Origin of the sequence: Streptomyces sp. NPDC001351, assembly GCF_042896045.1 — a bacterium.
GTDB lineage: Bacteria > Actinomycetota > Actinomycetes > Streptomycetales > Streptomycetaceae > Streptomyces.
Genome location: NZ_JBIAWS010000003.1, coordinates 731071 through 748712 on the forward strand (window position 1 = coordinate 731071; position 17642 = coordinate 748712).

Sequence of the window (17642 nt, forward strand, 5' to 3'; positions counted from 1 at the left end):
TCCAGAGTGCGCGACGAAGCGGGCCACGGCACCCTGCCGCGGGCACGGGGCAAGGCCGGCTCGGCCGTCATCTGAGATGCGGTGGGTCACAGCCGTGCATAGGCTCGCCCCGTACGGTGCCCGTTGGGATCGCCCATGGTCTTCGACCTCCTGCTCATCGCCCTCGCCATCACGCTCGACCCGCTCCCCCTCATGGCGTTCGTCCTGGTGGTGGTGTCCGTCAGAGGCGTTCGGACAGGGCTCGCCTTCATCACGGGATGGCTGGCGTGTCTCGTCGCGGTGATCGCTCTCGTCCTGACGGTGACCGGCGGGCAGCCCCCGGAGCCGAGGTCGCCTCCGTCCACGGCAAACCTCGCGATCAAGGTCGCCATCGGAGTGTCGCTGGTCGCGTACGGCATCCACAGGCGCCGAAGGGCCGTTCACCACGATCCGTCCGGCGCCGACGCCTCGCCGTCGAAGGGCGGGTCGTCCGCCTTCCTCACCTCCCGGCTGGACCGCGGCGCACTCTGGCCGGCGGCGGGACTCGCCATTCTTCTGCAGCCGTGGGGCCTCGTCGCCGCAGGCGCCGTGACCATGGTGGAGGCCGACGGCTCCGAGCCCACGACCTGGCTGGTACTGGTCGCGTACTGCGTCGTCGCGACCGCCACGCTGCTCGCCGCGGAGTTGTATGCGGTCTTCAAGCCGGCGTCCGCCCGGCACCGGCTGGAAGAGCTGCGCTCCTGGATGCAGGGCCACGCGGAACAGGCGATCGTGTACGGCAGTGTCGTGGTGGGGCTGTTGCTGGCGGGGAGAAGTGCCTACGCGCTGGCCCATTGACCTCATGTCCGGCGCGGCTCGGCCTGCCCGTCGAGCGCGCGGTCCGGTTCCCGAGGCGGCGCTGTCGCACCCCTGGAACAGGGGCTAGGACCACCCCGCCACCGTGTAGAGCATCCCGGCGATCCAGCCGAGCCCCGCCAGCACGGCAAGGACCAGCGCGGCCGTCACGGCCCGCTCCACGGGACGGTTGGGATCGGCGAGGGGCTTCGAAGCGCGGTGCGTCGTCATGGGGCACAGCCTGCCGACCGGCGCACCGCACCGGCATCCGTACGGGTACTCAGTCCAGGTACTCAGATCACGCGCGGCACCTGCGCCCCGAAGCATGGCTCAGCGGAGGATCGTCGCCTCCCGGAGCGCCCGGCGGCACAGCGCGTCCGCCCTGCGGGTCGTCTCCGGCAGGCGGTATTCCGGGGTGAGGGCCAGGGTGTGGGCGCAGGCGTTGTCGAGGTTCACCCGGTGGCCCACCGACACGAAGACCGGTTTGACGGCGTCGCGGGTGCGCAGGACGCGGCCGACCTCCTCGGTGTCGGCGAGGAGGGGTGAGGTGCTGCCGCGCGGGGCGTCCGGGTCGGCGTGGGTGAAGGTGAAGGGGTTCTTCGCTACGCCGATCGTGGGCAGGCCCGTCAGGACGCCGAGGTGGCTGGCGAGGCCGAAGCGGCGCGGGTGGGCCAGACCGTAGCCGTCGCAGACGACCAGGCCGGGCGGGCACGGCAGGGCGTCGAGGGCGGCGAGGACCGTGGGGATCTCGCGGAAGGCGAGCAGACCGGGGACGTACGGAAAGGAGATGCGGCCGACCGCCGTGGCCTCCGCGACGACCTCCAGGGTCGCCGCGTCCAGGACGACCGCCGCGGCCGCGACGACGTCCCGCTCGTCGTCGTACGCCACGTCGACACCGGTGACATGTCCGGTGCCCGGCGGTGGTCCCGGCTCGTCGAGCACCACCCGTGCCCGCAGTCGGTCCTGTACGGCGCGGGCCTGTTCCTCGGTCGCGGGCCACCCCGCGGGGATGCGTACGGTCGTCATGATGGGGACGAGCGTACGGCCCCGGGGCGGGCGGCGGAGGCGTGGCACCGGGCGCACGAACCCCCGCGACGGCGATGACCCTCGCTGTCGCGGGGGACGGGGGCTCAGCCCTTCTTCGCGTTCAGCGCGCGCTGCAGCTGGTCCTTGTTCATGTTCGAACGGCCCTCGATACCGCGCTGCTTGGCCTCGTTGTACAGCTGGTCGCGGGTGGGGCCCTGGGAGCCCTGGCCGGACCGCTGACCACCGCGCCTGCCGGATGACATGTCCTTCGTGGAGCTGCGGCTGGCGGACTTGGACTCGCCGGACCGGGCGCGCTCCTTGTTCACGGTCCGCGCCGCGATCTCCTCGGCCCGTCCGGTGCTCTCACCCCGGTCCTGCGCGCTCTTCTTGATGTGCTCGTACTGGCGCTCACGCTTGGAGCTGGAACCTGCGGGCATGCTCGCTCACTCCTTTCGCAGTCGGCGGCCGAGTACCCGCATTCACCCCGTGCGTCACCGCTCCAGGCGAGCCACCCTCCCTTGCTCCCCCGCCGCCCAGCAGCCCAGATCCGCCGTGCAGTCCACGGTGTCGTACGAGCCCGTGTCGACCGTCCGCCAGGTGCGGCCACCGTCGGTGGTCAGGTCGGTGCCGGTGGGGCCGACCGCGAGGGCGGCGGTGCGGCTGTGCGGGAGCCAGGCGGCGCCGGAGCGGTAGGCGGGCGGCGGGGTGGCGGCGGGCTGCCAGGTGCTGCCGCCGTCGGGGGTGTGGGCCGCGGCCTGCGGGGAGGCCTGGTCGGGGCGGTAGTCGCCGCCGACCGCGAGGCCGTGGGTGCGGTCGCGGAAGGCGAGTGCGAAGACACCCTTCGCCGGGTCGCCCGCCGGGACCGGTGTGTCGGTGGCCGTCCAGGTGAGCCCGCGGTCGGCGGAGTGCAGCACGCGCGCGCGTGCACCGCCGCCGGTGGCCAGCCAGACGTCCGAGGGGCCGGAGGCGACCAGGCACTGCCCGCTCGCCGCGAAACCCGCCTCACCGTCCAGCGCGGTCGGCATGCCGTCGCTCGGGAGCACCTTCCAGGAGCGGCCCCCGTCACCGGTCGACAGGATGCGGAACTTGCCGTCCACCGGGTCGCTCATGGCGAGGCCGTGGCGGCGGTCGAAGAAGGTGAGGCAGTCGTAGAAGGCCTTGGTGTCGGTGTTGTGGAAGGACTCGGTCCAGGTCGTGCCGCCGTCGTCGGTGCGGTACACGCGGGAGGCCTCGCCCTCGCCGATGGCCAGCACCACGGCGCGCCGCGCGTCGAACGCCTCGATGTCCCGGAACTGCAGCGCGCCGGCGCCCGGCGGAGAGACGTTCCGCCAGCTCGCCCCGCCGTCGGTGGTGCGCAGCACGGTGCCGCCGGTCCCGGCCACCCAGGCGGTGTCCCGGCTGACGGCCGACAGCCCCCGGAAGCGCACACCGGTCGCGCCGGTGTCCTTGAGTTCCCAGTGCGGCGCCCGGTGCCCGGGCTGCTGTGCCTGTGCGGGTACGGCGGTCAGGGCGGCCAGCGCCACCGAGCACACCGCCCCCGCGGCCACCGTCCGAAACGTACGTCTCATTCGTCGCGTGTTCCCCATACGCCTCATGGCGGGCGAAGCTATCCGACGCCCCGGACGCCGTCCAGATGGCGGCCCATTCCACAACTGCCCGTCGGTGCACAGGAAATGGACTGCGTCACTCCTGTGCATGAATGCGGTGACGCAGGTCACTCGACATCGGTGTGCACGGATTGGCTGATTCCAGCGTCTCTAGCAGTGCCCGCCCAATCCACTCGGAAGTCCGTCCAGACGTCACAAGGGAGCAAGGCGTTGTCCACCGTCATCGAACAACCCGTGGAGGCCCGCCTCGTCGCCGCCGCGCCGCGCATGCCGAGCATCCCGGCGAAGCTGCACTACGACCGCAGCGACCCGTTCGCGGTCCGTATGACCTTTCCGGCGCCGGCCACCCTGGAGGGCGTGGAGGTCTGCTGGACGTTCGCCCGCGAGCTCCTCGCGGCCGGTCTGCACGAGCCGGAGGGCCACGGCGACGTGCGCGTGCGGCCGTACGGCTACGAGCGCACCGTCCTGGAGTTCCACGCCCCCGAGGGCACGGCCGTCGTGCACGTCCGGTCGCACGAGATACGCCGGTTCCTCGACGCCACGAGCGCGCTGGTGCCCATGGGGCTGGAGTACCTCCAGCTGGATCTCGATCACGACCTGGCGGAGCTGATCCGGGACGCCTGCTGAGCGCTGCGCGGGCAGGCGCGACGGGCCGCCGGGTACGTGTCCCCGCCCCCAGCAGCTCCCGCGGGGCGCGGTGGACCAGGGCGTGGGCTGACCGGGCGATGGCCGAGCCCACGCTGACGCGGGCGACTCCGAGTGCGGCCGGTTCGGGGAGGGTGGGGCGCCGGGGCCTGCCATCACGTTCGGTGGGCGCTGACGAACAGCGGCGCCCCTTCAGCGTCGGTGCGGGCGGCCACGATCCTTTCGCCTGTTCGCCGACCGGGCGCAACGGGCCCGCTCCGGCCTGGCACACCGCGGCCACGATGTCCGCGACGGCTGCGAGGGCCCGGTCGCGGTCCAGCCGGTCGCCGTCCGCCGAGCCGAGGGCCCATACATCTGGGTGAGGCGCCGGTGCAGGGTGCGGATCAGTCGCCCGCCGCCGCGACCGCCGTCAGGGACGCGGTCACCGCCGTGTGCACCTCGGTGACGACCTTCCGCAGCGCGGGCGCCGCCGCCCCGCTGCGCTCGGTGAGCTCCGCCACGCGCGCGTGGAGGCGTTTGCGGTCCTTGCCCGGCACCAGCGTGGGCAGTAGCGCGGCGGCGGCGAGGGCGACGACGGCCGCGTCCCGGTCGGAGACCTCCGCAACCGGCACAGGCCCCTCCAGGACCTGCCGCGCCCGAGCACGAAGCGCGTCCACGACGTCCGCCCGCGCCAGCACGTGCTCCACGCTCGGGAAGACCCCGAGGACCCGCTTCTTCTCCGCCCGCAGACAGCCCTCCGCCGTCAGCTGCTCCCGTACGGCGTCGAGGGTCACGCGCGCGTGCAGCGTCACCCAGGTCTGCCAGCGGTGGGGCCGGGACTCGCGGACGAGTTCCAGGAGTCCGTCGAGGACGGCGTCCCCGGTGAGGGAGTCCATGTCGGCGGGCGTGGCGATGCCGTCCTCGTCGACGAGCAGACCGCGCTGGGCCAGTTCGGTGAGGGCGCCGGCCCGCACCAGGTGGTGCAGGCGGGCGGTGGCCGTGACCTCGGCGGTGTCGGTGTCCCAGGCCAGCAGGTAGAGCCGGGCGGGCAGTGAGAGCGGGCCGTGGGGCACGGGGACTCCTTCGTGCGGTGAGGGCGGGAGGTTAATCCGTTGACAGCCCGCAGACCGCCTCCTACGGTGTACAGCGGTTCTGTTGCCGTCGATTGGAGAAGGACGTTGCTCGTCTGAGGTCCTGAGACACCGTGTCACACACGTGAGGTGTGTGCGCTGCGTGCGACCTCGGCGTTCGAGCCGTCCTGACGGAGCAGGCCTTTTTTCGTGCCTCCGGGCTCTCCTCTCCCGCCGTGGGTCTCCGGTGTCTCTCTACGCGTTTGCCCCTGACCGCACCAAGCAACCGCGAGGCCCGCATGTCTACTTCCCTCACTTGTACGTCCCTGTCCTTCACCTGGCCCGACGGCACCCCCGTCTTCGAGGGCCTCGACGTCTCCTTCGCTCCCGGCAGGACGGGGCTCGTCGGCGTCAACGGATCCGGGAAATCGACCCTGTTGAAGCTGATCGCCGGTGAACTCACCCCGGCTGGCGGCGCCGTACGCGTCGCGGGCGAGGTCGGCCACCTCCCGCAGAACGTCACGCTCGACACCCAGCTGCGCGTCGACGAGGCGCTCGGCATCGCCGCGCAGCGAGCCGCGCTGCATGCCATCGAGGCGGGCGACGTGGCCGAGGAGCACTTCGAGACGGTCGGCGACGACTGGGACGTGGAGGAACGCGCGCTCGCCACGCTCGGCGAACTCGGTCTCGGGCACATCGAGTTGGACCGCACCATCGGCGAGGTGTCGGGCGGCGAGTCGGTGCTGCTGCGGCTGGCCGCACTGCTGCTGCGCCGCCCGGACGTCCTGCTCCTGGACGAGCCGACCAACAACCTCGACCTGTACGCGCGCAAGCGGCTGTACGCGGCCGTCGAGTCCTGGCCCGGAGTGATGGTCGTGGTCAGCCACGACCGCGAACTCCTGGAATTGGTCGACCAGATCGCCGATCTGCGCTCCGGGGAGGTCACCTGGTTCGGCGGCAACTACTCCGCGTACGAGGAGGCTCTCGCCGCCGAGCAGGAGGCGGCCGAGCGGATGGTGCGCGTCGCGGAGGCCGACTTCAGGAAGCAGAAGCGCGAACTGGTCGACGCCCAGGTCAAGTTGGCCCGCCGCAAGCGGTACGGGCAGAAGATGTGGGACCAGAAGCGCGAGCCGAAGATCGTCATGGGGGCACGCAAGCGCGCGGCGCAGGAGTCCGCGGGCAAGCACCGCATCATGCACGAGGAGCGGCTCAGTGAGGCGAAGGAGCGGCTCGACGAGGCGGTGGACGCCGTACGGGACGACGACGAGATCCGCGTCGACCTGCCGTACACGGCCGTACCGCCGGGCCGTACCGTCCTGACCCTCATGGACCTGCGGCTCGCCTACGGCGCACGCGTGGCCGGCGGGCTGGATCTGCGCGGCCCGGAGCGGGTGGCGCTGATCGGACGCAACGGCGCGGGCAAGACGACGCTGCTGCGTACGATCGCCGGTGAGCTGGCGCCGGTGGCGGGCGAGGCGCACGCGCACGTGCCGCTGCGTTTCCTGCCGCAGCGTCTCGATGTCCTCGACGACGAGCTGTCGGTCGCCGAGAACGTGGCCCGGTTCGCGCCGGCCGCCACCAACAACCGGGTCCGGGCGCGCCTTGCCCGCTTCCTGTTCCGGGGCGCCCGCGCCGACCAGAAGGCGGCCACCCTGTCCGGCGGCGAACGCTTCCGGGCGGCCCTGGCCGCCTTGATGCTGGCCGAACCCGCGCCGCAGCTGCTGATGCTCGACGAGCCGACGAACAACCTCGACATGGCGAGCGTGCGGCAGCTGACGTCGGCCCTGGAGTCGTACGAAGGGGCGCTGATCGTGGCCAGCCACGACCTGCCGTTCCTGGAGTCGATCGGGATCACCCGGTGGCTCCTGCTGGACGGCGAACTGCAGGAGACCACGCCGGAGGCGATCGGATAGCTCCCGACCCCGCATCTCAGGAGGGGCACAGCCTGGCAACGAGGGTTTTGCCGTCATGGATCGGGGTTGCATGATGGCGGACCGGGTGTCGCGTCTTCGGCGCCCGGTCTGCCGTCCCGCCGATTCGGAGTCCCGTCGTGCCCAGCAAGAAGGCCCTCGTCCGCCGCCCGAGCCCCCGCCTCGCCGAAGGGCTGGTGACGCACATCGAGCGGGAGAAGGTCGACTTCGATCTCGCGGTCGAACAGTGGGAGGCGTACGTCGAGACCCTGCGCGAGCACGGCTGGGAGACGGTCGAGGTGGAACCCGAGGACGACTGCCCGGACTCGGTGTTCGTCGAGGACACGGTCGTCATGTACAAGAACGTCGCGCTGATCACCCGTCCCGGCGCCAGCTCCCGGCGCGAGGAGACGGCCGGTGTCGAGGAGGCCGTCGCCCGTCTCGGCTGCTCGGTGAACTGGATCTGGGAGCCGGGCACCCTGGACGGCGGCGATGTGCTGAAGATCGACGACACGATCTACGTCGGGCGGGGCGGCCGCACCAACGCGGCCGGCGTCCAGCAGCTGCGGGCCGCCTTCGAGCCGCTGGGGGCGCGGGTCGTCGCCGTACCCGTGAGCAAGGTGCTGCATCTGAAGTCGGCGGTCACGGCACTGCCCGACGGGACGGTCATCGGGAACATCCCCAAGGTGGACCGGCCGTCGCTGTTCCCGCGCTTCCTTTCGGTGCCCGAGGAGTCGGGCTCGCACGTGGTGCAGCTCGGCGGCAGCAAGCTGCTGATGGCGGCGAGCGCGCCGAAGTCGGCCGAGCTGCTCGCCGACCTCGGTCACGATCCGGTCGTGGTGGACATCAGCGAGTTCGAGAAGCTCGAGGGCTGTGTGACATGCCTCTCGGTACGACTGCGGGAGCTGTACGCCTGACGGGTGCGGCGGCCACCCCCTCAGCCCTGGGACCTGCGGGTCCTGGGGCTTTTCGGTGTTCCTTGGAAGTCCGGGGAAACGTGCCCTGATCAGGGATCTTTACATCGTGCTTAACCTACGTCTTCGTAACCTACGGTTTCGTAGCCTACGATCCCGTAAGTTCCGGCACCGCTCGCCGGTCTGTCCCTCTTTGCTACGCGTCCCCATGGAGTTCCCGTGACGATCACTTCCCCGCACCTCGGCAGCCCCGCCGTCTGGACCGACGCCAAGCTGCTGTACGCACTGGAGGAAGTGGTCGAGACGGAACTCGACCGGCATCTGAAGGTCGCCAAGGACTGGATGCCGCACGAGTACGTGCCCTGGTCGGACGGCCGTAACTTCCCCGGCCTGTTCGAGGACGGCGAGGCCTGGGACAAGGAGCAGTCCAAGGTCACCGAGATCGGCCGTATCGCGCTGGTCGTGAACCTGCTCACCGAGGACAACCTGCCCAGCTACCACCACGAGATCGCCTCGCTGTTCGGCCGTGACGGCGCCTGGGGCACCTGGGTGCACCGCTGGACCGCCGAGGAGGGCCGGCACGGCATCGTGATGCGCGACTACCTGCTCGCCTCGCGCGCGGTGGACCCGGACAAGCTGGAAGCGTTCCGTATGCAGCACATGTCGGAGGGCTTCGAGTCGGACAACCGTCACTCGATGCTGCACTCGGTCGCCTACGTGGCCTTCCAGGAGCTCGCGACCCGTATCTCGCACCGCAACACCGGCCACCAGTCCGGCGACCCGGTCTGCGACCGCATGCTGGCGCGGATCGCGACCGACGAGAACCTGCACATGGTCTTCTACCGCAATCTCCTGAAGGCCGCCTTCGAGCTGGCTCCCGACCTGACCATGCAGGCGGTCCGGGACGTCGTGGTGAACTTCCGGATGCCCGGCCACGGCATGCCCGGTTTCGAGCGGTTCGCCGCGCAGATGGCGATCGGCGAGGTCTACAACCTGCGCATCCACCACGACGACGTGCTCCAGCCGGTCCTGCGCTTCCTGAAGATCATGGAGATCGACGGCCTCGGCCCCGAGGGTCAGCAGGCCCAGGACGAGCTCGGGCTGTTCCTGGGCGGTCTGGACGCGGAAGCCCTGAAGTTCGACGAGAAGCTGGCGGCACGCAAGGCGCGCATGGCGGCGCGCGCCGCAGGCTGACGCCGCACCTGACAGCAGGCCCGACGGCGGGCCGGGAAGCGGCCGGTACGCACGCGCGTACCGGCCGCTTCAGTGTGTCGTCCGCCTGAGCGCGAGGCGCTCCTTCTCCGACAGGCCGCCCCAGACGCCGAAGCGTTCGTCGTTCTGCAGGGCGTACTCGAGGCAGGCCGGGCGCATCTCGCACATGCCGCAGATGCGCTTCGCCTCACGCACCGAGCTGCCCGGCTCCGGGAAGAAGAAGTCCGCCCCCGTCTGCGCGCACAGCGCCTGAGCCTGGGCCTGCCAGGCGAAGTCGGCCGGGGTGATGGTGTCGATGTGCATGGACGAGATCGTGGCGGGGGCAGAAAAACGTTCGATCAACGCGTCATCAACGCCGCCCGGCGGACCCCCGGCCGCCCTGATGGTGGCGCTCCGACCCACCGCGGCGCACGGCGGCGCGCGGAAGGCGGCGGAAAGTGGGCTCCGGCAGCGATTGTCAGTGGGCGGTGCCAGACTCGGCAGTGCAGAGAACGGGACCCTTCCGAGGAGGGCGAAGATGCTCACCACCCGTTTCGTCAACGGCGCTCCCAACTGGCTCGACGTCGGCACCTCCGACATCGACGGCGCCATCTCCTTCTACGGCGGCCTCTTCGGCTGGCGGTTCCAGTCGGCGGGGCCGGACGCCGGCGGATACGGCTTCTTCCAGCTGGACGGGAGGACCGCGGCGGGCGGTATGCAGACCACGCCCGAGCAGGGCCCGCCGTCCTGGACCGTCTACTTCCAGAGCGGGAACGCCGAGGCCACCGCCAAGGCGGCCGAGCAGGCGCACGGCAGTGTGCTGATGCAGCCCATGGACGTGATGGGCGAGGGACACATGGCGATCCTCGCCGACAAGGCGGGCGTGCCGTTCGGCATCTGGCAGCCCGGCCGGACCAGGGGCGTGGACGTGGCGAACGAGGCGGGTGCACTGTCCTGGGTCGAGCTGTACACCCCGGACATCGCCGCGGCCGCCTGGTTCTACCACGAGACGCTCGGCCTGGAAACGGCGGCGGTGGACTTCCCGGGTGGCACGTACACCACCGTCAACCCCGCCGGGGGCGGCGAGGACTCCATGTTCGGCGGCATCGTCCCGCTCGCCGACGACCCGTCGGAGGACCGCGCCTACTGGCTGCCGTACTTCGAGGTCGCCGACGCGGACGCCACGGTCGCCAGGGCACAGGAACTGGGCGGCGAGATCCGCGTCCCCGCCACCGACATCGAGGGCGTGGGCCGCTTCGCCAAACTCGCCGACCCCTACGGCGCCCGCTTCGCGGTGATCAGGAGCGCACCGCCGCAGACGTGAGGTGACGAGCACGCCCGACGGTCATGCCAGCGGGACGGCCGCGCGCGCCTGGGCGACCGCGGCCGCCAGCTGCTGCTGCACCTCCTCGGCCAGCGGCGTGCCCTGCACGGTGCCGACCAGGTCCTGGGCCAGGACGTGCAGCTTGGTGTTGGTGTTCTGGGAGGCCGTGACGAGCACGGTCCACGCCACCTCGGGGCTCAGGCTGAAGGAGGCCATCAGGATGCCGCGGGCCAGATCTATGGCAGGCCGGGTCTGCATCGCCCGCCGCAGCTCGGCGACCTCCTTGCGCAGCTCCTGGTCGACCTCCTCCGGCGTCTTCAGTCCGTCACCGGCGGCATCCGGCTCGGTGCTCCCGCTGTAGGAGCCGGGGTGCGCGAACAGCTCCCGGGCGCCGGTCAGCTCCAGCAGCCGGTCGACCGAAGGGCCACTGGCGCTGATGGTGACCGTCTTGCCCTCGTCGAGAGCCTTCCGCCGCAGACCGAGCAGAAGGTTGAGGCCGGAGCAGTCGCAGAAACCGATGGCGCTCAGGTCCAGGTCGATACCGCTCGCCGAGCCGTCCAGGGCCTCGGCCAGGCCGCGTTCCAGCTGTCGGCCGCCGTGGTCCAGCTCACCGCACACCCGGACGTTCATGCGATCGCCGTCCGGCACCACGTCGATCGTCACCAGGCATGTCTGCGCGGACTGCGCAGGCTCCGACATGGCCTTCTCTCCCTCGAGCGCTCGCCCATCTCCGCTCCCAAGGTTCCCCTCTTCCCCCGCACACGTCAAGGAATACATGAAATCTAGTGCGTGCTTTTGAATGCGCGAATGGTGAGTCGCTACAGTTGGGTCATGGATGGAGTGCCCGAGCCACACACCGGATGGACGTTCGTCACGAATCACGCGCGCGTACTGGCAGCCATCGCCGACAACCACAGCGCCCGGATCCGCGACATCGCTGCACGCTGCCGCCTCACCGAACGCGCCGTCCAGAAGATCATTTCCGACCTCGAAGAAGCCGGCTATCTCTCCCACACCAGGGAGGGACGGACCAACACCTACCGGATCGATCCCAGCAAGGTCCTGCGCCATCCGGCCGAGGCCGGACTGACGGTGGCAGCCCTGCTCTCCCTGCTCGTGCGAGCCGAGGAAGTCCGCTCCACCGGCTCCGTCGACGGCACACGGCGCCACGCCAGGGCCTGACGGAACCACCGCCCGGCCGAGCGGTCCCGGTGAGCGCGGTTCTGCACCCCGTGAGGGGCGCGGGGCCGTATCGACATGCGGCTCAGGCCGAGGCCCGTCGCACGAGTGTCGTCGGCAGGACCACGCCGGCCGGTGCGCCTGCGACGCCCTCGCCGGTGGAGCGAGGACCGAGGCGGCGCAGCAGGAGCCGGGCCATCAGCCGGCCCATCTCCTCGATGTCCTGACGGACCGTCGTCAGCGGCGGATCGGTCTGCTCGGCGACCGGCAGCATGTCGTCGAAGCCGATCACGGCGACATCGTCGGGGACCCGCCGCCCGCGCTCACGCAGCACGCGCAGCGCACCCGCCGCGGTCAGGTCGTTGGCGGCGAACACCGCGTCCAGATCGGGGCGGCGCTCGAGGAGTTCACGCATCGCCCGCTCACCGCCGGCCGGGGTGAAGTCGCTCTCGACGATGAGCCGGGGGTCCGCGTCGACCATGACATCCCGGAAGCCGTCCAGCCGGTCCGCCGCGGACGTCTGGTCGAGGGGCCCGGTGATGTGCGCGATCCGGGTGCGGCCGAGGCCGGCGAGATGGCGTACGGCCTCACGGGCGCCGCCGCGGTTGTCGCTGTCGACGTACACCGCCCCACTGCGGCCGTCGCTCCAGCCGGGCCGCCCGCCGAACACGGTCGGCACACCCGCGTGCTGGATCAGTCCGGGCAGCGGGTCGTCGAGGTGCAGGGAGAAGACGAGCGCGCCGTCGACATGGCCCCCGGCCAGGTAGCGGCCGACGCGGGCGTGGTCGTCGCGGCCCTCGGTGAGCAGCAGCACGAGCTGGTTGTCGTGAGCCGTCAACTCCTTGCTGATACCCCTCAGTTGCAGCGCGAAGAAGGGGTCGGCGAAGACGCGGGTCTCCGGCTCGGCGATGACCACGGCCACGGCGTCGTGCCGTCGGGTCACCAGGCTGCGGGCGGCCTGGTTGGGCACGTATCCGAGTTCCTCCACCGCCCGCCGTACGCGTGCCACCAGGGGCTCCCTGACCCCGTCGCCGCCGTTCACCACGCGCGAGACGGTCGCCCGGGACACGCCCGCCCGGGCGGCCACGGCCTCCAGCGTGGGGCGCGGCGCTGTGTCGGTCACTTCGGGCTCCTGCTCCTGCTCGGCGGTTGCCGATCAGGATAGCTCCGGGCGGGCAGCGCCGTGAGAGCGCTCTCGGATCATCGGGGCCCGTCGTGGCGTCCAGGTCTTCTCCCGCCACGCACAGCACGACGGATGTCGTTTCCTGCCGGACAGCCGGATCAAGGAGCCGCAGGCGGCTGCTTCTTCGCCCGGCTCGGCTGTACCCGCTTGGGCTCCCCCGGCATCTTGGGGTACTCCGGCGGGTACGGCAGATCGCCCAGCCCGTGGTCGTGCTCGTCGCGGCGGGCGAGTTCGAGCAGGTCCTCCAGCGAGAAGCGTCGGTCGTCCATGTCCGCGTGCACATCGCCGAGTTCGGCGAAGCGCGCGGGCATGGTCGCGATGTCGAAGTCCCGGGGGTGCGCGACGCCCACCTCGTCCCATCTCAGGGGCGCCGAGACGGGGGCGTGCGGGCGGGGTCGTACGGAATAGGCGGAGGCGATGGTGCGGTCGCGGGCGGTCTGGTTGTAGTCGATGAAGATCTTCTCGCCCCGCTCCTCCTTCCACCACTTGATCGTCACGTGGTCCGGCATCCGGCGTTCCATCTCCCGGCCCACGGCGATGGCGGCGCGGCGTACCTGGGTGAAGGTCCAGCGCGGTTCGATCGGCACGAAGACGTGCAGCCCCCGCCCGCCGGAGGTCTTGGGGAAGCCGCGCAGCCCGCCGAACTCGTCGAGGACGGCGCGCAGTTCGTGGGCGGCGCGGACGGCGTCGTCGTAGTCGGTGCCGGGCTGCGGGTCGAGGTCGATGCGGAGTTCGTCGGGGCGGTCGACGTCGTCGCGGCGCACCGGCCAGGGGTGGAAGGTGAGCGTGCCGTACTGGGCGGCCCACAGGACGGCGGCCTCCTCGGTGGGGCACATCTCGTCGGCGCTGCGGCCGCTGGGGAAGGTGATGTGGGCGGTCGGGATCCAGTCGGGCATGTTCTTCGGCGCCCGCTTCTGGAAGAAGTTCTCGCCGGTCACCCCCTCCGGGTAGCGCTCCAGGGTGGTGGGCCGGTCGCGCAGGGCGCGCAGGATGCCGGGGCCGACCGCGATGTAGTACCGGGCGAGGTCCAGCTTGGTGAAACCGCGCTCCGGGAAGAAGATCTTGTCCGGGCTGGACAGGCGGACGGTGCGGCCGCCCGCTTCCAGTTCCACCGCTTCACCCATGCGGCCACGGTAGGCGCACCTCATAGACCTCGCATACCGGGCGACAAGCGGCGCATGCGAGCAGAATCGGAACCATGGATCTGCCGGTGATGCCGCCCGTGAAGCCGATGCTCGCCAAGTCGGTGGCGAGCATTCCGCCGGACATGCACTACGAGGCGAAGTGGGACGGCTTCCGGGCGATCGTGTTCCGCGACGGGGCCGAGGTCGAGCTCGGCAGCCGTACGGGCAAGCCGCTGACCAGGTACTTTCCCGAGCTGGTGGCCGCGGTGAAGGAGCGGGTGCCCGAGCGGTGCGTGCTGGACGGGGAGATCGTCATCGCCCGGGAGGGGCGGCTCGACTTCGACGCGCTGACCGAACGTATCCACCCGGCGGACTCCCGGGTGCGGATGCTCGCGGAGAGGACCCCGGCGTCGTTCGTGGCCTTCGACCTGCTGGCCCTGGCGGACGAGTCGCTGCTGAATGTACCGCTCACCGACCGGCGGGCGCTGCTGGAGCGTGCACTGTCCCAGGTCACCCCACCGGTCCACCTCGCGCCGGCCACCACCGACATCGACGTGGCGCAGAACTGGTTCGAGCAGTACGAGGGCGCGGGCCTGGACGGAGTCATCGCCAAGCCGCTCACCGGGCGCTACCTCCAGGACGAGCGCGCCATGTACAAGATCAAACACGAGCGCACGGCGGACGTCGTCGTCGCCGGCTATCGCTTCCACAAGAGCGGCCCGATCGTGGGCTCACTGCTGCTCGGCCTCTACGACGACCGGGGCGCCCTGCAGCACGTGGGCGTGTCGGCGGCGTTCCCGATGAAACGCCGCGCGGAGCTGGTCGAGGAACTGGAGCCCTTGCGGATGGAGGACGTCGAGGGGCATCCCTGGGCGGCCTGGTCCGACGAGACGGCGCACGAGACGGCCCGGCTGCCCGGCGCCCCGAGCCGCTGGTCGGGCAAGAAGGACCTGTCCTGGGTGCCGCTGAGACCGGAGCGGGTGGCCGAGGTGGCGTACGACCACATGGAGAACGGGGCGCGTTTCAGGCACACGGCCCGCTTCCGCCGCTGGCGCCCGGACCGCACCCCGGAGAGCTGCACCTACGCCCAGCTGGAGGAGCCCGTGCGGTACGACTTGGCGGAAATCCTCGGGGCCGGGGGCGCTTGACCGGCGTGTCCCGGGTTGCGCGCGCCCTATGGCGTCATGAGCACCTTGACCGCGCCGTCCTGCTTGCGCTGGAACATCTCGTAGGCGTGCGGGGCGTCGGTCAGCGGCAGCCGGTGGGTGGCGAAGTCGTCGACGCCGAGGGGGTCCTCGTCCGTCAGATACGGAAGGATCTCGTCGCTCCAGTGGCGCACGTTGGCCTGACCCATGCGGATCTGGATCTGCTTGTCGAACATGGTGAGCAGCGGCATCGGATCGGCCGTGCCGCCGTAGACGCCGACGAGGGAGAGCGTGCCGCCGCGGCGGACCAGTTCGATGGCGGTGTGCAGGGCGGCGAGGCGGTCGATGCTGAAGCGTTCGGCGAGGGGGCCCGCGAGCTTGCGGGGCAGCAGTGCCGAGGCCTGCTGGGCCAGCCGTGCGGCCGCGCTGCCGTGGGCCTCGGTGCCGACCGCGTCGATCACGGCGTCGGGGCCGCGGCCGTCGGTCTCGTCACGGATCGCCTGGACGAGCTCCTTCTCGCTGTCGAAGCTCCGCAGGTCGTAGGTCTCCACACCCCGCGCCTTCGCCCGGCGCAGCCGCTCGCCCACCAGGTCCACCCCGAACACCCGCCCGGCGCCGCGCACTTGGGCGACACGGCAGGCCATGTCTCCGATCGGCCCGAGACCGAGCACGGCGACGCTGCCGCCCTCCGGGATCCCCGCGTACTCGACCGCCTGCCAGGCGGTGGGCAGGACGTCGGAGAGATAGACGAAACGGTCGTCGGGGGGACCTTCCGGAACCTTGATCGGCCCGTACTGCGCCTGCGGCACCCGCAGGTACTCGGCCTGGGCGCCCGGCACGGCACCGTACAGGCGGGTGTAGCCGAAGAGAGCGGCGCCCATGCCCTCGCCGGTCACCTGTGTGGTCTCGCACTGCGTCGGCAGCCCCGTCAGGCACATCCAGCAGTTGCCGCACGCGATCTGGAACGGCACCACCACCCGGTCGCCCACCGCGAGGTCCGGCACCGCGGCACCCACCTCCTCGACGATGCCCATCGGTTCGTGTCCGAGGATGTCGCCCGGTGTCATGAACGGCGTGAGCACCTCGTACAGATGCAGATCGGAGCCGCACAGCCCCGTCGAGGTGATGCGGATGACGGCGTCGGTCGGCTCCTTGATCCCCGGATCGGGCATCTCCTCCACCCGTACGTCCCGCTTCCCCTGCCAGGTCACAGCCTTCATCGCGTGCCGCTCCCTCCATCGCATCGGTGTGTCCGCTCCTGCGGTGCCGCCCGGGTACCCGCCCGGCCGCTCCCCGAAGCGGGATCAGGAGCACGGCCGGAAACAGGGCCCGGAGCGGGTCAGGCCCCATGGGCGTATCGAACGCGCGCGATCAGAACCGCGCGGGTATGGGCATCAATGAACGTATAAGCGCACAATCCTAGACACGGGATGTGGTGGTCAGGGTGAGCACGGGACAGTGGGCGCCTCCGCGACGCGCCTCGATGACAGCGGCGCTGCTGGCCGCCACGGCGACGGCCGCGCTGGCGGCAGGCTGCACACATCAGCACGACCCGGCGCAGGACGGACGCGGCCGAACGCAGGCCCCCCGGCAACCGAAGGAGACCGGCAGCGTCGCCCCCGTACTGGCCGTGAAGATCGACAACGCGCCCGAGGCCCGGCCCCAGACGGGCCTCGACTCGGCGGACGTCGTGTACGCGGAACAGGTCGAGGGCGGGCTGAGCCGTCTGATGGCGGTGTACGCGAGCACGCTGCCGAAGGTCGTCGGGCCGGTGCGCAGCGCCCGCGAGTCGGATCTGGAGCTGCTTCGCCAGTTCCACCGTCCGACGCTCGCCTTCTCCGGGGCGCAGCACAAGCTGCTGCCGCTGATCAACAGCGCGCCCCTGCGGGCGGAGCCGCCCGAGAAGGCGCCCGGCGCCTACTACCGCGGAACCAGCAGACCCGCACCGCACAACCTCTTCCTGCGCCCCGCCCGCCTGATGTCGTCCCCACCGGGCGCGAAGGCGCTGACCACCGGTTTCCACTACGGCGCCGCACCGGCAGGCGGCAGACCGGAGAACACCCGCACCATCCGCTTCCCGGCCGCCGGCTTCACCTTCACCTGGTCCGCGGGCCTGCACCGCTACCTGGTCGCGATGGACGGCAGACCCACCACGACGGCCGACGGAAAGCGGGTGGCGCCGGCGACGGTCGTCGTGCAGTACGTGAAGGTGCGCCAGTCCGCCTTCCACGACTTCCTCGGCAACAACACGCCGTACACCCAGACGGTCGGCTCCGGGAAGGCGCAGGTCCTGCGCGACGGACGGGTCTACGACGTCAACTGGCAGCGCGGGAAGGCCACCGACGGCACACAGTTCACGACGAAGGACGGCAAGCCCGTCGACTTCGCGAAGGGCCAGGTATGGGTGGTACTGACGAAGGCACCGCACTAGGGCCTGTCGTTTGGATCGGGTCGGCTATGGCTAACGGCGCTTCCCGGCTGCCCCGAGCGGGGTCTGGTGCGTGCAGCTGCAAGGCGGAGGAGGGAGTCGAC

Annotated in this window: 19 protein-coding genes; 9 read left to right on the plus strand and 10 right to left on the minus strand. The window is 71.1% G+C overall.

The genetic code is table 11. The features are described 5' to 3' along the window. The first annotated feature begins 135 nt into the window (after positions 1 to 135). Positions 136 to 816, plus strand: coding sequence for a GAP family protein (locus ACFY1U_RS13565; protein ID WP_390694279.1), 681 nt, complete (start codon positions 136 to 138; stop codon positions 814 to 816). Between the two features lie 84 nt (positions 817 to 900). On the opposite strand, the gene mmpA is transcribed toward ACFY1U_RS13565, so the two are convergent. The 4 genes from mmpA to ACFY1U_RS13585 all read right to left on the minus strand — a co-directional run bounded on the left by mmpA (position 901) and on the right by ACFY1U_RS13585 (position 3407). Then, positions 901 to 1044, minus strand: coding sequence for a morphogenic membrane protein MmpA (gene mmpA / locus ACFY1U_RS13570; RefSeq protein ID WP_181922587.1), 144 nt, complete (start codon positions 1042 to 1044; stop codon positions 901 to 903). Positions 1045 to 1143: 99 nt separating this feature from the next. Beyond that, entirely contained in the window at positions 1144 to 1839 is a 696-nt protein-coding gene (locus tag ACFY1U_RS13575) for an endonuclease V (protein ID WP_390694280.1), read from the minus strand. A gap of 104 nt (positions 1840 to 1943) precedes the next feature. Then, complete coding sequence (locus tag ACFY1U_RS13580) at positions 1944 to 2276, minus strand: plasmid stabilization protein (RefSeq protein ID WP_390694281.1); 333 nt, start codon at positions 2274 to 2276, stop codon at positions 1944 to 1946. Positions 2277 to 2330: 54 nt separating this feature from the next. After that, positions 2331 to 3407, minus strand: a complete 1077-nt coding sequence (locus ACFY1U_RS13585) for a WD40/YVTN/BNR-like repeat-containing protein (RefSeq protein ID WP_390694282.1) — start codon at positions 3405 to 3407, stop codon at positions 2331 to 2333. A gap of 249 nt (positions 3408 to 3656) precedes the next feature. Between ACFY1U_RS13585 and ACFY1U_RS13590 the strand changes: the two genes are divergently transcribed. Further along, positions 3657 to 4073 (plus strand): SsgA family sporulation/cell division regulator, encoded by a 417-nt coding sequence (locus ACFY1U_RS13590; RefSeq protein ID WP_390694283.1) that lies wholly within the window; start codon positions 3657 to 3659, stop codon positions 4071 to 4073. A gap of 401 nt (positions 4074 to 4474) precedes the next feature. Here ACFY1U_RS13590 and ACFY1U_RS13595 read toward each other — a convergent pair whose 3' ends face one another. After that, positions 4475 to 5143, minus strand: coding sequence for a GPP34 family phosphoprotein (locus tag ACFY1U_RS13595; protein WP_390694284.1), 669 nt, complete (start codon positions 5141 to 5143; stop codon positions 4475 to 4477). Positions 5144 to 5439: 296 nt separating this feature from the next. On the opposite strand from ACFY1U_RS13595, the gene ACFY1U_RS13600 reads away from it, so the two are divergent. The 3 genes from ACFY1U_RS13600 to ACFY1U_RS13610 all read left to right on the plus strand — a co-directional run bounded on the left by ACFY1U_RS13600 (position 5440) and on the right by ACFY1U_RS13610 (position 9158). Further along, the gene (locus ACFY1U_RS13600; RefSeq protein ID WP_390694285.1) at positions 5440 to 7053 is read left to right on the plus strand and encodes an ABC-F family ATP-binding cassette domain-containing protein; all 1614 of its coding nucleotides are present in this window, start codon (positions 5440 to 5442) and stop codon (positions 7051 to 7053) included. Positions 7054 to 7190: 137 nt separating this feature from the next. Next, positions 7191 to 7967, plus strand: a complete 777-nt coding sequence (ddaH, locus tag ACFY1U_RS13605) for a dimethylargininase (protein WP_390694286.1) — start codon at positions 7191 to 7193, stop codon at positions 7965 to 7967. A gap of 216 nt (positions 7968 to 8183) precedes the next feature. Beyond that, positions 8184 to 9158: an acyl-ACP desaturase gene (locus tag ACFY1U_RS13610; RefSeq protein ID WP_390694287.1), complete on the plus strand. Its 975-nt coding sequence runs from the start codon at positions 8184 to 8186 to the stop codon at positions 9156 to 9158. A 69-nt stretch (positions 9159 to 9227) separates the two neighbouring features. Here the strand turns inward: ACFY1U_RS13610 and ACFY1U_RS13615 are convergent, their stop codons facing one another. Continuing rightward, complete coding sequence (locus tag ACFY1U_RS13615; RefSeq protein WP_390694288.1) at positions 9228 to 9479, minus strand: WhiB family transcriptional regulator; 252 nt, start codon at positions 9477 to 9479, stop codon at positions 9228 to 9230. A gap of 214 nt (positions 9480 to 9693) precedes the next feature. Here ACFY1U_RS13615 and ACFY1U_RS13620 point away from each other — a divergent pair, with 214 nt between their 5' ends. Next, entirely contained in the window at positions 9694 to 10479 is a 786-nt protein-coding gene (locus ACFY1U_RS13620; protein ID WP_390694289.1) for a VOC family protein, read from the plus strand. A 21-nt stretch (positions 10480 to 10500) separates the two neighbouring features. Here the strand turns inward: ACFY1U_RS13620 and ACFY1U_RS13625 are convergent, their stop codons facing one another. Next, complete coding sequence (locus ACFY1U_RS13625) at positions 10501 to 11178, minus strand: ANTAR domain-containing protein (RefSeq protein WP_390694290.1); 678 nt, start codon at positions 11176 to 11178, stop codon at positions 10501 to 10503. A gap of 132 nt (positions 11179 to 11310) precedes the next feature. Between ACFY1U_RS13625 and ACFY1U_RS13630 the strand changes: the two genes are divergently transcribed. Continuing rightward, complete coding sequence (locus ACFY1U_RS13630; protein ID WP_390694291.1) at positions 11311 to 11661, plus strand: helix-turn-helix transcriptional regulator; 351 nt, start codon at positions 11311 to 11313, stop codon at positions 11659 to 11661. A gap of 82 nt (positions 11662 to 11743) precedes the next feature. Here the strand turns inward: ACFY1U_RS13630 and ACFY1U_RS13635 are convergent, their stop codons facing one another. Both ACFY1U_RS13635 and ligD read right to left on the minus strand, forming a co-directional pair. Beyond that, a complete protein-coding gene (locus tag ACFY1U_RS13635) occupies positions 11744 to 12781 on the minus strand; it encodes a LacI family DNA-binding transcriptional regulator (RefSeq protein WP_390694292.1) in 1038 nt (345 codons plus the stop codon). 158 nt (positions 12782 to 12939) lie between these two features. Further along, positions 12940 to 13965: a non-homologous end-joining DNA ligase gene (gene ligD / locus ACFY1U_RS13640; RefSeq protein WP_390694293.1), complete on the minus strand. Its 1026-nt coding sequence runs from the start codon at positions 13963 to 13965 to the stop codon at positions 12940 to 12942. Positions 13966 to 14039: 74 nt separating this feature from the next. Between ligD and ACFY1U_RS13645 the strand changes: the two genes are divergently transcribed. Beyond that, positions 14040 to 15113: an ATP-dependent DNA ligase gene (locus ACFY1U_RS13645; RefSeq protein WP_390694294.1), complete on the plus strand. Its 1074-nt coding sequence runs from the start codon at positions 14040 to 14042 to the stop codon at positions 15111 to 15113. A 26-nt stretch (positions 15114 to 15139) separates the two neighbouring features. On the opposite strand, the gene ACFY1U_RS13650 is transcribed toward ACFY1U_RS13645, so the two are convergent. Beyond that, positions 15140 to 16330, minus strand: a complete 1191-nt coding sequence (locus tag ACFY1U_RS13650) for a zinc-dependent alcohol dehydrogenase (protein WP_390694295.1) — start codon at positions 16328 to 16330, stop codon at positions 15140 to 15142. A gap of 263 nt (positions 16331 to 16593) precedes the next feature. Here ACFY1U_RS13650 and ACFY1U_RS13655 point away from each other — a divergent pair, with 263 nt between their 5' ends. Beyond that, the gene (locus ACFY1U_RS13655) at positions 16594 to 17541 is read left to right on the plus strand and encodes a DUF3048 domain-containing protein (RefSeq protein ID WP_390694524.1); all 948 of its coding nucleotides are present in this window, start codon (positions 16594 to 16596) and stop codon (positions 17539 to 17541) included. Positions 17542 to 17642: the final 101 nt, after the last annotated feature.

Excerpts from the sequence above, each read along its gene's own strand:
- ACFY1U_RS13600 (WP_390694285.1), top strand. The coding sequence starts at position 5,440 with ATGTCTACTTCCCTCACTTGTACGTCCCTGTCCTTCACCTGGCCCGAC.
- ACFY1U_RS13620 (WP_390694289.1), top strand. The coding sequence starts at position 9,694 with ATGCTCACCACCCGTTTCGTCAACGGCGCTCCCAACTGGCTCGACGTC.
- ACFY1U_RS13565 (WP_390694279.1), top strand. The coding sequence starts at position 136 with ATGGTCTTCGACCTCCTGCTCATCGCCCTCGCCATCACGCTCGACCCG.
- ligD (WP_390694293.1), bottom strand. The coding sequence starts at position 13,965 with ATGGGTGAAGCGGTGGAACTGGAAGCGGGCGGCCGCACCGTCCGCCTG.
- ACFY1U_RS13625 (WP_390694290.1), bottom strand. The coding sequence starts at position 11,178 with ATGTCGGAGCCTGCGCAGTCCGCGCAGACATGCCTGGTGACGATCGAC.
- ACFY1U_RS13585 (WP_390694282.1), bottom strand. The coding sequence starts at position 3,407 with ATGAGACGTACGTTTCGGACGGTGGCCGCGGGGGCGGTGTGCTCGGTG.
- ACFY1U_RS13615 (WP_390694288.1), bottom strand. The coding sequence starts at position 9,479 with ATGCACATCGACACCATCACCCCGGCCGACTTCGCCTGGCAGGCCCAG.
- ACFY1U_RS13630 (WP_390694291.1), top strand. The coding sequence starts at position 11,311 with ATGGATGGAGTGCCCGAGCCACACACCGGATGGACGTTCGTCACGAAT.
- ACFY1U_RS13575 (WP_390694280.1), bottom strand. The coding sequence starts at position 1,839 with ATGACGACCGTACGCATCCCCGCGGGGTGGCCCGCGACCGAGGAACAG.
- mmpA (WP_181922587.1), bottom strand. The coding sequence starts at position 1,044 with ATGACGACGCACCGCGCTTCGAAGCCCCTCGCCGATCCCAACCGTCCC.
- ACFY1U_RS13655 (WP_390694524.1), top strand. The coding sequence starts at position 16,594 with ATGACAGCGGCGCTGCTGGCCGCCACGGCGACGGCCGCGCTGGCGGCA.
- ACFY1U_RS13580 (WP_390694281.1), bottom strand. The coding sequence starts at position 2,276 with ATGCCCGCAGGTTCCAGCTCCAAGCGTGAGCGCCAGTACGAGCACATC.
- ACFY1U_RS13645 (WP_390694294.1), top strand. The coding sequence starts at position 14,040 with ATGGATCTGCCGGTGATGCCGCCCGTGAAGCCGATGCTCGCCAAGTCG.
- ACFY1U_RS13650 (WP_390694295.1), bottom strand. The coding sequence starts at position 16,330 with ATGAAGGCTGTGACCTGGCAGGGGAAGCGGGACGTACGGGTGGAGGAG.